Genomic DNA, 13,723 nt, shown 5'->3' on the forward strand with positions numbered 1-13,723 from the left:
ATGCGGCGAGAGACGCCCAGGTCTTCACATCCCTTGCGTCGCGTTTGCATTCTGCATGCACATTTCAAGAACGCCGACCGGATCTCGCCAGCAGCCCGGCATTCTTTGGCCGAAAACATTGCAAGCGGTTGCGCACCGGAAGTATCCGTGATCAGCTTTTGCCGATGCATATCCAGGCTGCTTGGCCGCATGGATATCTGCGGCTGAACGACTGCAACTGTGCGCCGCGAATAACGGGGAACCGCCTTGACACTGCACGAAGATGATATACGGCTGGCCGCACTCCTGGAACGGAACCCAGTCGTACGAATCCCTATCAGCTCCATCCTCCCTGCGGATTCACCTCGCCTGGAGGGCGAACGTGCTGATCACATCCGATTGCTCGTAGAGTCCGATGTGCACTTCCCTCCCATAGTCGTGCACCGGGCCACCATGCGCGTGATCGACGGAATGCACAGATTACGCGCCGCCGCATCGAGAGGCGACAAGTCCATAGACGTCCGCTTCTTCGACGGGGCCGCCGAGGACGCCTTTGTCATCGCAGTCGAGATGAATGTACGGCACGGCTTACCCCTCTCACTTTCCGATCGGAAAGCGGCAGCCGCGCGCATCGTCACGGAGCATCCCGAACTCTCGGACCGCGCCATATCTCCGATCACCGGGCTGTCGGCACGATCGGTGAGAGCCGTGCGGGACCAGCTCACCGACAACAATGAGCGCGAGTCCTCAAGGGTGGGGCGCGACGGCCGGGTCCGCCCGTTGAACAGCGCCAGCGGCCGGGAACTCGCCGCGGCATTGCTGCTCGAAAATCCCGATGCGTCGCTGCGGGAGATAGCCAGGGCCGCGGGCCTGGCTCCGTCCACCGTGATGGACGTACGGGACAGGCTGCGCTACGGACAGGATCCGGTGCCCTCCAGTCAGCGCCGGACGAAGAAGAACGCGGAAACCCCGCAGAAGGCAGTCGCTCCCCATTCGGCCCGGACGGTCATCCCGAAGGACCCCGTGGCGGACTGGACCGCCCTGCAGAAACTCCGCAAGGACCCGTCCCTGCGGTTCAGCGAGATGGGACGCGTCCTGCTGAACTGGCTGAGCAGCCAGCCGGAACGAGAGAACTGGCAGGCCTTGCTCAGCAACATCCCGCCCCATTGCGTGGAGAGCGTCCTCCAGGTCGCGCAGGCGAACGCACGGGCATGGGAGGAATTCACCGAAGAACTGAAAGGAGCCCGCGGCGAGAGCCACGCGGCAATCGGTTAGCGAGCAAGGGGGCAGCGCATTGCCGGTACGATTTCGCCCCCGTCGCAAGCGTCCCGGATGTCCCGGGACCGAACTCGAAACAGGCACACACCTGGGGTCCGACTCCGAAGAGTCGGACCCCAGGTGAACTACTGCCTCCGCCGGATCAGCGAGAGCGGAGCGGCATCATCCGCTACACATTGAACCGAAATCCGTAGTACAGGGCTCCCACCTGCGGAAACGCTGGTTTTGCAGGGGTCATCCCAGCACCATCCCAGCACGGGCGTTCTATCCCAGCACCATGTAGGCCAGACGCCCCTCGTACGCCTACGCAGCTCGGGTGCCGGCGCTCCAGCTCGCCTCCTTCGCCGGCAGGAACGTCGCGTCCGGGGATGCGGGTCGCATGGCGTGCTGTAGGACTTCCCGGCAGCGATCCCACGCGCTGGGCAGCAGATGCCCGTAGATATCGACCGTGGTCTTGACCGAGCGGTGGCCCAGCCAGCGCGACACCTCGTGGATCGGCACACCGTTGGCTAGGGCGGTGGAGGCGAAGAAGTGCCGCAGGCTACGAGGCGTGTACTTGGCATTGCCGTCCAGATCGACCAGGCCGGCCGAGAGACATGCCTTCTTGAACTGGTAGCCGTAGGAGGAGATGGACGGCATCGCGCCAACGCCAGGCGGACGCGGAGCAAAGTAGGTCTCGAGCCGAATCCGCTTGCCTTTCTGACCGGTGAAGACCACGGGAACCGGCTTCCACTTGAGGAGATGAGCGTCGATCTCCTGCTCGACGAACAGGGCGGTTGGCACGTCTCGGCACTCCTTCTCCAGCCGATGCTTGAGGGGAACGAAGGGTGACTGGCAGTCCTCACGGTGCGCCTTGGAGCTGACCTGCCATCGGATCCTGACAAAGCCACGCCGCCTGCACTCGGTGGAGAAGGCCAGGGCTTCGCTGGGGCGCTGGCCTGTGCCGGACTGCAGGTAAACGGTGAGCCGGAACTGTGGTGCGATGTGCTCCGCGATCAGATCCACCTCGACTGGCGTCGGAACTTCGTCCTCGTCCACCGCCACAGCATCCCTACGGGATATCCGGGTGCCCCGGGCAGGGTTCTCCGTGATGCGCTTGTCGACGACGGCCGCCTCCATGATGGCGGCCACCATCACCATGCGGTCGTTCACTGTCGATGCAGCCAGCCCTGCACCGCCCCGGTAGATGTCCTTAACGAACCTCTCAAAGTCCCGCCGCGCCAGCCCAGCCAGCGGCTTACGACCAAGGCTCGGCACGAGATGGTTGCGGACGAACCCTTCGTAGTTGCGGCGGGTCGCCTCACCGACGACTCGTCGATCAAGCCACTCCTCAGCCCACACCGACAAGGACATGGCACCGCGCGCGGGGTCGACGCAGACGCGGCCCTTCTTGTCCTTCTCCACACCGGCGGCAAAGGCGTCCGCACCGTCCAGGCCGATCCTCCGCGGAAACGACTTTTCCCGCTGCCGCCCCCACCTGCCACCCGGCTCCCGATACCGCACGGTCCATACGTGGCCGCATCTTGGGCGCATACACGGATAGTTCCGATCGCGGACATCACGCTTACACTTCTGGAAGACGCTCGCCACCTCAGTCCCCGATCTGCAGCCGGACCCAGCACTTGAGATCGTCGCCAGCGCCTCACAACCGGACAAGACGCTTGTCATTAATCCGCCCTTTTCAGCGAACGTGGTCTTTCAGTCCCAGGCCGAGCCAACGGCCTTGCTGGTCTGGCTGTTCTCCCGGACGCCGGGGGCACCACGCCTACGGAGCGCCGGGATGCGCGGGTCAGAAGACGCCAGCCGCCGGACAGCACCGGATCGACGAGGGGCTGCGTCGCCACACCCAATCTGGTTGGTCAAAGCGAGCCCACCGAGCTGGGACTGCCTTGCCCTGAGGGGCCTTCGCAATAGAGGTCGTCGGCTGCGAGTGTCCGGTATGTGATGCCTTCGCAGCTGTTGAGGTCTACGGCGAACCGGCTCTCCGCTTCATCCTCCAGGTAGACACGGACCATGCGTGCGCCACCGCGTTTACGCTGCCTCTCGACGCTATACGTCACATCGGAGATCGCGCGGTTGGCCTCGATGGCGTAGCGTTTCCCGAGCTCGAAGAGCCTGAAGTGGTTCTTGACCCGCGCGATGAGCGTGGCGTCCCAGGATGCCGGCGGGCTGACGAAGAAGCGCAGCCGCACCGTGCCCGAATCGTGGATCGATCGCGCATCCAACCAACCCTCATGGGATACCCGGTCGAGATATGGATGCAGGAGTGTGTTCTCGGCGCTGTCCGGCCGCTTGTTCCCCTTGATCAAATTGCACCGCTCACAGACGGGGACAAGATTGAGCGGATCGACGCACAGCACGGGGAAATGACTCTTTGGCATGAAGTGGTCAAGTTGGCGAACGGTGCCCTGTCTGCACAACGGGCATCGTTCGTTGGGCGGAGCGGCCATCAGCTCGTCACGTATCACCCGCCCCCTGACGGTCTGCATGCCGTTCTCGTAGGCCCAATCCACGAAGGCGTCATCAGCGATCTCGGGGACCTTAAAGCCCTTCGGATCAAGGTCATGCAGATTCCTGGCAGCCGCAGCCTCACGCAGCGCCTGGCCAGCCTTCTGCACAGCGTTGGCCGCGTTGAGCAGCCGCTCACGCCGCTCTTCCGCCTTGGTACGAGCGACACATGCCTGGTAGCTGTCACTCGCCTTCCGCATGGGGACCTTCAAGGGCCACATCAAAGAGGACCATCCGTCTTCTCTGCAAGAAGGATCCGGACCAACCCCTTTGCCTCTCCGCCGAGCTTGCCGTCGAAGTGGGCAACAACCTCTTCATACGTGTCCAGCGCGGCCACCGCTCTGCCAATCTCCGCATAGAAGCCGGACTCCATCACCTCCAGCCCGAATACCTCATGGGTCAGCACACCCACGTTCTCGCCGTACGTCTCAATCAGCGGGCGCTCGGAGCGGCTGCTCTCGCCCTGGCGTATGAGTTTGTAGACGCAGGACTGCGGCACTGTCTGGAGCACGACGGGCGAGTGTGTAGCAACTACTGCAACGCCGTTACGCGCGGACAATAGGCTAGACAGCGCCTGCATGAAGGAAGCAAGCAGCGGTGGATGCAAATGGGCTTCGGGCTCGTCCACTAGCACTAGGGACTGCTCAGCCACGAGATGCACGAGCTGTGTCATGGTCAGTGTCACGATCGCGTGGCCTGAGCTCATTCGCCCGAAGGCAGAGGTCAAGTTCCGCACGTGGGATTCCGTAACTTTCATGCCCGCTCGTATGTCGCGGGCGTAGGCCGCGATGGCGGAGTTCGCAAACTGCGGGTCACGGCTCAACAGCATTATCGCCTCGCGCCAGCGCATGAGGTCGCGCGAGTTGATGACGGCATGGATTCCAGCGTTGAAGGCTGCTTGCAGTCGTTGCTGCTGGGTGCCGGCGGGTAGATCATCGAGCGAGGTGCCTTGGAGGCCAACGTAGGTGTACTTCACCGCTTGGGCATCGCTCTCCTCTACCACTTCGACGAAGGGATCGAAGGCACTGAAGGTGACCGAGACAACGTTCACGAACCGCTCGCCGGTTTCAGAAGCGGACGTCGGGAGCATATCCACGCGGCCGAATTCCGCGCTCCTCTCGGGCCAGACAACCGCAGCGGCAAGGTTCCGCAGCAAGGTCGTCTTGCCAACTCCATTGCGACCGATGAGAACGTGAATATTGCTGGACGGCGTGGAGTCAGGATCGACCTCGAAGTCGAGAGTGCTCTCAGCCCTGTTTCCCGGTGCGGTGTAGCGGAACCGGTACTCGGTCAGCCGGACTCCGCCACGTGCGATCCGGTTGAACTGGGCCCTGACCGTCTGTTCCTGGATCGTCCGCAGTAGTGATGATCGTGTCACTGGGTACTGCATCGCGCTGTCAAGAAGGTCGGGGTTGTAGGCCACGTCAGAGAGCCCGCGAAGGATTTCTTCGCGCCTGTCGTGTCCAAGCTTCTTGATGTTGTCGTAGTAGCGATCACTCTGACCGAGGGAGAAGAGTTCACCCGGTGGCGAGCCATCGTAGACCCCAGCACGGATGGGGCTGGGACCGTCTTCCTGCCCAGCGACGGCGATCTTGACGAAACCCAGGTTCGTCTGCGTCTGCGAGTCCCTGTACCAAAGCGTGTAGCCGGTGCGGAAGCCAAAGTCATCCCAGTCATCGGCTACTAGGACCACAGCCTCGGGGCCTGAGCGCACAGGTGTGTCTTGGGGTAGGACAATGAACTTCACCGGGTCGAGCCTCCGGTTCTGTGGCGGACACCCGCACTACGATCGAACTGAGTCTGGACCCTATCGCCTCGCTCTGACAGAGCGATCACGACGAGATCAGCCCAAGGCCGCGTGCCCGTCTGGCAGCGCACGCCGCCGACCCACGCCGTGATCCTGTTTGCGCTGGTACGTCGTGCGAGGGGCTTCTCCTACCGCTCCCTCAAGCCCACTCCTCTTCTGCAAGTGGGGCGGCATTTAGCTGATCACGAAGGCTCCGCCAATTCGGCATGAACCTCTCCATGAGATTGGTGAAGCGCTCATCGTGGTTGCGTTCCAAGTAGTGCGTCATCTCGTGGACGACGATGTACTCGAGGCAGCCTGGAGGTTTCTTCGCAAGCTCGACGTTGAACCAGATACGCCCGGTCTCACGATTACATGAGCCCCATTTGGTCTTCATCCGCTTGAGATTCCATCGCGGCACCGAAACCTCGAGGACGGCTTCCCACTTGGCAATCAGGCCCGGAAGCACATGTCGAAGCTGCTCCCGATACCAGCGATCCAGCAAGTCCCGCCGCCGTTCAGCCGTTGTGCCGACCGGGACGTATAGCAGCAGTCGTTCACCGTCTAGTTCGAAGTGAGCCCGCCCTGGACGCTCCACAACCTTCATCCTGCGACGAACGCCCCATACATAGTGGGACTCGCCTGTGACCATCTCTCGCGTGGACTGCCGTTCGGCAGATCGAAACTGCTCGCGTTGCTCTTTGATCCACGACAGGCGTTGGATTACAGCAAGTCGCACCTGCTCATCGTCGAGCTGGTGCGGCGCTGCTACACGGACGCGCCCCAGTGGTGGGTAGACACCGATGTGCAGGTTCTTAATGTTCTTGTAGATGATGTCAACATCGATGCCACGGACGGTGAGAGAGGCACTAGCGGTACTCATGACGCGCCTTCAGCAATTCCAGTAGCTCATCAAGTCGGTCGAAATCGGCGGTCAGCGCTTGAATGAGTGCGCGTCTAACCTTCTTCTCCTTCATCGTGTTACCTACCCACGAGTCGGGCTTGCTATGGAGGATAGCGGTGTCCACAACCGCGGCCAATTCCGGTGACGGACCGAAGAAATCAATCAGAGCACGACGAGCCCCATTGTCAGCCCACTCCGGATACTCGGTGTCCGACTCGCCCTTGCCGAGTTTGGACGCGTGTTCCAGGAGCTTCGCGAGATACTCCTTGTAGTCCAGAGCACCCTGCCGCTGTTTTTCGAGTATGGCGTCGAGCAGCTCCGACATCTTGTCGTAGTACTTGGGGTTCATCGGACGCTCGTCGATGATCACCGCGCGCATGTTGTTGGTGATCGTTTCTGCTACCGCTTCCGGGTCCTTCTTGATGCCTGCGGGAAGCTTGTCGAGCGCGCCAGCCCCCATCTCGACGATCAACTGGACCAGCCCGGCTTTCTGGAAGTCAGATACCACCTCGGAGGGGCTAGCGTTGATGTACGTGTCCAGTAGGTGTCGCATGCCGGCCTCGTACTGCTTGAAGTCAACATTCTCACCGGCACCGAGCTTCACCTCTTCACGCACGTTGGCGTAGTGAGCGACCTCTTCCTTGATCGCTGCGGCTTCAGCGTCCTTGTACCTAGCGGCCTTCATTTCGTTGGCGAGGTTGCCGTACGCGCGGGTCACGGCCGCCACAAACTTGTAAAGCCTAACGCGCTTGGGTTCGTTGGCCTTGAGCTGCTCGGCGTTGCCTTGCTCCCGGGCGCAGAAGTACTGCTGGTATTGGAGAGTGTCCTTTGGTGGCTCAACCGGCTCGCAGAGCGCTCGGATGTTCTCCAGAGCCTCATCAAGGTCATCCCGTGCCTTGTCGAGCCGGTCTGGCAACAGCCCCTCGATGTCCTTCTTGTCGTAGCCCTCTAGAGCAGCACCGGTGTAGTCCTTAATTGCGGACTCAAGGGAGTTGAACAAGTCGCGGTAATCGACGATATAGCCGTAGTCCTTGTCTTCGCCGTCGAGGCGGTTGACTCGGCAGATCGCCTGAAACAGGCCGTGGTCCTGCATCTTCTTGTCGATGTACAGGTACGTCGCACTCGGGGCGTCGAAGCCAGTTAGGAGCTTGTCGACGACGATGAGCAGCCGCATCTGAGCCGGGTCATTGATGAAACGTTCCTTGACGTCCCTCTCGAACTGCTCGACCTTGCCCATCGCCTTGTCCGCGGGCTCGTTGAAGTGATCCGCGAGCATCTGCCGGTAGATCTCGTACTGGCGCAAGCGCTCGGTCGCGCCGTGGCCTGAGTCTTCCTTGGCGATGTCACTCGCCTGCGGTGTGTACGACGTGATGATGGCGCACTTACCCTTGAACCCGGCCTGAATGAACAGCTCGTAGAATTTGCACGCCTGGTAGATGCTCTGACTGACGAGCATGGCGTTGCCTCGGCCATCCATCAGCCGCGGCTTGGTCTCCATGTCGAACAGGATGTCGTTGACTATCTCCCGGGCTCGTGGTTCCGAGCTGGCGATCTTCTGCACGGTGCCCCAGCGCTTCTTGAGCTCGGCGCGCGAGAGGTCCGTCATGCCTCGGGTCTTGGCCTCAAACCACTGGTCGACCTTCGCCGGCGAGGTCAGGTCCTGGTCGATGTTGCGAGCCTCGTAGCGCAAGTCGAGCACGACACCATCGGCAACGCCCTCGTTGAACCTATAGGTGTGAATAAAGCTGCCGAACCGCTGGACAGTGGTGTCCTTGTCTTCTTTGAGGAGAGGTGTGCCCGTGAAGCCGATGAACATGGCACCGGGCATAAGCGCCTTCATCGCGTCGTGCATCTTGCCCGACTGCGTACGGTGGGCTTCGTCCACGAAGACGAATAGGTTGCCCTTGGCCTGGAAGCCCTTGGGGACGGTCGCTGTGAGCTCACGAATGAACTCACTCTCAGCTGCATCGCGGGCGGCCTCGTCTTCCGAGCCACGGAACTTGTGAACCAGTGAGCACATCAGCCACTCTTTGCTCGCATTCAAGGAGGCGAGGAGATCAGCGCTGCTGTTGGTCCGGTAGATGGGCTCTTTGGCTCCCTGGAAGACCTTCTGAATCTGATCATCCAGTTCGGTCCGGTCAGTGATCAGCAACACCCGTGGGTTCGTGCCAACTTGAGACTCCCGGATCCACTTAGCCAGCCACACCATAGTCAACGACTTGCCGGAGCCCTGGGTATGCCAGATGATGCCGCCTTCGCGCTTGACGATCCGCTCCTGCGCCGCCTTGACGCCGAAGTACTGGTTGTGCCGACAGGTCTTTTTCTGCCCCGCGTCGAAGACCATGAAGTCGTGAACCAGCTCAAGCAAGCGCGCCTTTGAGCAGAGCTGCGTCAAGGACCGATCGAGGGGGTTGGCGATGTCGGACGGTTCACGCCATGCGAGCCAGTACTTCTCCGGCGTATCGATAACGCTGTAACGCAGCCCCTCCACGTCGTTGCCGGCCATGACGAGCTGCACCGTCGTGAAGAACGAACGGATGAACTCGGGACGCTGGTTCCCGATGCTCTGGCGGATGCCTTCAGAGACGGCGACCTTCGAGCGCTTGAGCTCGATCGTCCCGAAGGCCATGCCGTTGACGTACAGCACGATGTCTGGGCGCTTCGTGTGCTGCCCCAGCACCGTCACTTCTTCGGCCAGCGCGAAGTGGTTGGCTTCGGGGTGCTCCCAATCGACCAGCTTCACCGTCGCCGTCTGCTCGCCAGTACCAGGCTTGACCTTCACCCCGTACCGGAGCAGTCCGTACACATCCCGGTTCGCCTCGTACAGATCGCGGCCACCCCCGAGCGAGGCGTCACTCTTCAGCTTGTCGATCGCCCTGTTAATGAGGTTGTCGCTGTAGCCGCGGGCACGGAGATTTTGAGTAAGCAGCTCCATATCGACGTTGGAGTTTTCCGCACGATGTTCCCAATTGCCGAGGTACTCGTAGCCCAACGAGGCTCGGAACAGCTTGACGACGCGCTCTTGAGTCTTGCGCTCCGTCTGACCGACGTTGCTCATGTCGCGCTCTCCTTAACGGGAAGGCGGGTGCGGCCGGTAAGGAGTTGTTGCATAAAGCCCTGTCTAATCGCTTGCATCTTGAAGAGCAAACGATCAAGCGCTTCAACGTTACGGTCGACTGCGTTAATTACCGCCACAATCCTGCGCTGGTTGGTTTCGTTGGGAACCCAGACAGGAAGGCGTTGAAGCAGTTGTGTATCAAGCACGCCAGTTCCGCTCCCAGCTGACGACACCAAGTCGAGCACACGGGCACTCCGAGCTTGCAGCGCGTACACGAGGTACTCAGGCAGGACACCGGGCTTAGGGATCAGCGCTTTAACATCTTGATTAAAGCTGACCGGCCGAGTTGCCATCCCGATGCGCGTCTCGCGATGCAAGGCCATGCCGCGCACGAGGACCAGAGTTGCACCAGCCGGAGCGAGCTTACTACCTGCTCGTACTCCAGCCACCGTAAGATGTTGATCGGAATCGTGCACACGGGAATGCCTAAGCGTTGCTGCGCTGATCCACGGGATCGTTCCGCCCCAGTAAGCGGGGTTGTTTCGGTTGGGAGTTCCCCCTGACAACCAGGTCGTGACTTCCCCGAGTGGAGCGTCACGTCCGGATGATAGTGAACCTTTCAGGGCGGTCTTGCGAGCTAGAATTTCTTGCAGCATGCCACGCTTGATCGCCTGCTTCTTGGCAATGAGAAGCCTTAGGGACGAAATCAAACGCTCGGCATCCTCAAGCGTGTCGGCGATTGCGCGCTGCTCAGACTTTGACGGAACCGGGATTTCCAGTTTAAGCAGGTCGCGCGTGTACACAGCAGCAACACTCGTTGTACCGGTTGCCAAGTTTCGGATCGATTCGACACTTTCCGCCGAATTTAGCGCGTATCCAAAATACCGCGAATCGCCACAGTACTCAGGCTTGAATTCGAGTTTCAAGATGTTGGAGTTATAGTAAGCGATCGGAAGTTCGTCACGCCAAATAGAAACTTTGCCAACAAGGTCGAGCGTGTTTCTGGTGTTGAAAAGCACGTCACCGTATCGCAAACGATGTGAGGGGTTAACCGTTTCCGAGTCTGGGATGTACTCAATGCGCGACAGATCCATATTGACCCGCGCAATGTTTCCCATCTTGATGAGCGGACGCCTAGACACCGACTCAGTGTTTCGATAGTTTCCGCCCAAGCGCGGTTCGGCAATGATCCCGGTTGCCAACCGAGGCCAAGACGAGTTTTCAGAGGTCATTACACAACCCCCATGTCGGCAAGGTGACGCGCCACCTCAGCCTCAATCTTCGCCAACTCGGCATCGAGAGAATGAACTGTTTCTGCGTAGCGCTTGCCAAGTTCCTTAATCCGCACCACCAACGCGAGCGTCAGCGAGTCAACCACTTGAGCAACGCGGTCCGCGACCGTGGTCTGCCACTTATCTTCAAGCACAAGCTGCTTGATCTCAGACTCGGTAAGATCGCCGTATTTCTTGAGGGTCGCAAGATCCAAAGCGGCCTGGGCCTCCTTAGCGGCCTTCTTGGCGACAGCCTCTTCGTTGTACAGCTTGATCAAGTGCTGAAGGGCCCTGACCTCCTCCGCGTCGACTCCCTCGTGCCGAGCCACTTTCAGTCGCGTCGAAGCAAGCGGCTTGGAGACCTTACCGTCCTCCATCGCCTCAGCGAGCAGGCCGTCCTCGACGGCGTGCTCCTCGATGCACTCCTCGACAACACGGCTTGCCTCTTCGGCTGCCGCGTGCAGTGCATCAACCTTGGTCTGTACGTCCGCGAAATACCGAGCGACGACAAGCGCCGGCGGGACGAGGTCCATCTTGTACTTGGTCGCGTTGCGCCCGGAACCAATGACAAGGTCCGGAGTCTCGGAGAGCTTACGCTCCTTATCCTCGATGGTCTTGCGGGGCTTCGCCGCCTCACACCACCCGTCGTTCATGACGAGGAAGACGTCGTCATGCATGACGCTGTGCCAATAAGTCATGAGCTGCTCGTAGACGTCGTACTCGTCGAGCAGGGAAGTGTTCTTGAACCGGGCCAGCAGATCATCACTGATACCGGCGATCAGATCCTTGGGGACAGTGTCCGGGGTGAGCGCTTGCAATACGGGCCTGTGCACGGCGAACCAGTCGTCAACGTGTCCGCGGATGTCCGTAGCGAACTCCTGAAACTCGTCGGAGTCCAAGACGGCCTGTTGTACCTCAGCAACGCCTACAGCCAGGTCGCTGTAGTCGGGGCGGTTCGGCTTAAAGAGCGTGGCACGAAGGCTCGGGAACGCCTCCCAGTACCGGTTGAGTGCGTCCAGATCGTGGTCTGGGATCCCGCCGTGCAGGTGGGCGCGAAGGTCCTGGATATCCTCCGGCTCCGAGGAGTTGATGTACCGCGGGATGTTGAGATTGTAGTCATTCTTCGGGTCGGCGATCTCGTGGAGCGGAACCATGCGCGAATAGCGCTCAATCTTGGTCTGCTTGTTGAAGACGTCGACGATCTTATGAATGTCCTGGCTCCGGAGGCGGTTCTTGTTGCCGTCCTTCAAGAAACCTCGGGAAGCGTCGATCATGAAGACGCCCGTTCGCGCCTGAGCGTTCCCCTTGTCAAGAACGATGATGCAGGCCGGAATGCCAGTGCCGTAGAAGAGGTTCGCGGGTAGACCGATGATGCCCTTAATGTAGCCACGACGCAGGAGCTCTTTGCGAATTGCGCCCTCTACGTGACCGCGGAATAGTACACCGTGCGGCAAGATGACTGCGGCCTTGCCATTACTCTTGAGAGACTTGAGGATGTGAAGGAGGAAAGCGTAGTCGCCGTTCTTCTCCGGCGGCCGGCCAAACTCGAAGCGACCGTACTCGTTCTCCAGACCGTTACTCCACGACTTGATGGAGAATGGCGGATTGGCAACGGCGAAGTCGAAGGTCTGTAGCCGTGCACCATGGGTGAACTGTGGGCTGGTGATCGTGTCGCCCCTACGGATGTCACGATCCTCGTAGCCGTGCAGGATCATGTTCATCTGGGCCAGCGCCCAGGTGGCGTTGTCCTTCTCCTGGCCGTAGATAGTGAGGCCACGTGGAGCCTCATCAGCGACCTTTAGGAGCAACGAGCCAGACCCGCACGTAGGGTCGTAGACCGTGTGGTCCTGCGGGGTGCCCGCTCCGATGCCGACGACCTTGGCGAGTACTCGCGAGACCTCGGCCGGGGTGTAGAACTGCCCCTTCGACTTGCCCGATTCCGTTGCGAAGTGCCGCATTAGATACTCGTAGGCGTCGCCGAGCAGGTCGTCGCCCTCAGCGCGGCTACCTCGGAAGTCGAGATCAGCGAAGATCGCCACGAGCTTGGAGAGGCGATCCTGCATCTCCTTGTCCTTGCCGAGCTTCTCCTCATCGTTGAAGTCGGCCAGGTCGATGACCTTCTCAAGTCCGTTGGCCTCGGCGAGCTTGCCGATGATCTTGTTGATCTTGTCGCCGATCTCCTTGTCGCCCTTGAGGGCAACCATGTCGTCGAAGGACCCGCCGTCGGGTACGTCGATCAAGGAGTTCGGATCGGACTTGGCCTTGTCCGTCACGTACTTCACGAACAACAGCGTCAGGATGTAGTCCTTGTACTGGCTGGCATCCATGCCGCCACGCAGCTCGTCGCAGCTCCGCCACAGGGAGCTGTACAGGTCAGACTTCTTGAGGGCCACTAGCACGCCACCCCCTTGCCAGCGCCGAGCCCAGAGCCTGACCGCGAACCCGCGGTGAGGTGTACGTGCGACCTGTCCATTCTTCGGCGCCCATCCTTCGTATGTCAGTGCGCGACAGCTTTGCCACTAGCGGCACAGCCCAAGCTAAGTGCCCCAACGATAGCGCCGGGTTCTTGCGCAGGATGCCGTTAGTCCGCGGCACTCAAGGACCCAGTCCGTATCACATGCACTGAGTCGGACGGGGCGCCTTCACAGACATCAGGGTGTGGTGGTCAGCCCGCGATCGAGGGGCGAAGGTCACAGTGCGAGTAGTGGCCCGGCTGGGCCAGGCGGCCGTGCTCCCGCCGCGAGGTGCAACTCCTCATGTTCCGCGCTACTCAAGCCCCAGCGTCCGCCTGCATCAACCTCGGCCTGGCCACTCCACCGTCGTACGGCACTGTTGAGGAGGTGGGGGGAACCCGAGGCCGAGTCGACACAGCATCTGCATAGCTCTGCGAGCTCGGCCTTGGAGCTGCAAAGGACAATGTCAGCACGGGACAGCACCCC

8 protein-coding genes are annotated in these 13,723 nt (G+C 60.7%); 1 reads left to right on the forward strand and 7 read right to left on the reverse strand.

What is annotated here, in order from left to right; all coding sequences use genetic code 11:
* The first annotated feature begins 348 nt into the window (after window positions 1–348).
* Window positions 349–1,254, forward strand: a complete 906-nt coding sequence (locus tag MID12_RS09500) for a ParB N-terminal domain-containing protein (protein WP_411577048.1) — start codon at window positions 349–351, stop codon at window positions 1,252–1,254.
* A 306-nt stretch (window positions 1,255–1,560) separates the two neighbouring features.
* Here the strand turns inward: MID12_RS09500 and MID12_RS09505 are convergent, their stop codons facing one another.
* The 7 genes from MID12_RS09505 to MID12_RS09535 form a co-directional block, all read right to left on the reverse strand.
* Window positions 1,561–2,661 carry a tyrosine-type recombinase/integrase gene (locus tag MID12_RS09505; protein WP_263166132.1) on the reverse strand — a complete coding sequence of 367 codons (1,101 nt, stop codon included), beginning with the start codon at window positions 2,659–2,661 and terminating at the stop codon, window positions 1,561–1,563.
* A 455-nt stretch (window positions 2,662–3,116) separates the two neighbouring features.
* Complete coding sequence (locus MID12_RS09510) at window positions 3,117–3,977, reverse strand: HNH endonuclease (RefSeq protein WP_263166135.1); 861 nt, start codon at window positions 3,975–3,977, stop codon at window positions 3,117–3,119.
* Window positions 3,978–3,985: 8 nt separating this feature from the next.
* The gene (locus tag MID12_RS09515; protein ID WP_263166138.1) at window positions 3,986–5,512 is read right to left on the reverse strand and encodes an ATP-binding protein; all 1,527 of its coding nucleotides are present in this window, start codon (window positions 5,510–5,512) and stop codon (window positions 3,986–3,988) included.
* A gap of 199 nt (window positions 5,513–5,711) precedes the next feature.
* Window positions 5,712–6,434, reverse strand: coding sequence for a M48 family metallopeptidase (locus MID12_RS09520; RefSeq protein WP_263166141.1), 723 nt, complete (start codon window positions 6,432–6,434; stop codon window positions 5,712–5,714).
* On the reverse strand, window positions 6,421–9,513 hold the full coding sequence (locus tag MID12_RS09525; protein WP_263166143.1) for a type I restriction endonuclease subunit R: 3,093 nt from the start codon (window positions 9,511–9,513) through the stop codon (window positions 6,421–6,423). The genes MID12_RS09520 and MID12_RS09525 overlap by 14 nt, the downstream gene beginning before the upstream one ends.
* Window positions 9,510–10,631, reverse strand: coding sequence for a restriction endonuclease subunit S (locus MID12_RS09530; protein WP_263166146.1), 1,122 nt, complete (start codon window positions 10,629–10,631; stop codon window positions 9,510–9,512). The genes MID12_RS09525 and MID12_RS09530 overlap by 4 nt, the downstream gene beginning before the upstream one ends.
* 113 nt (window positions 10,632–10,744) lie before the next feature.
* Window positions 10,745–13,183, reverse strand: coding sequence for a type I restriction-modification system subunit M (locus MID12_RS09535; protein ID WP_263166150.1), 2,439 nt, complete (start codon window positions 13,181–13,183; stop codon window positions 10,745–10,747).
* Window positions 13,184–13,723: the final 540 nt, after the last annotated feature.

Source organism: Streptomyces sp. SCSIO ZS0520, assembly GCF_025643355.1.
GTDB classification, from domain to species: domain Bacteria; phylum Actinomycetota; class Actinomycetes; order Streptomycetales; family Streptomycetaceae; genus Streptomyces; species Streptomyces physcomitrii.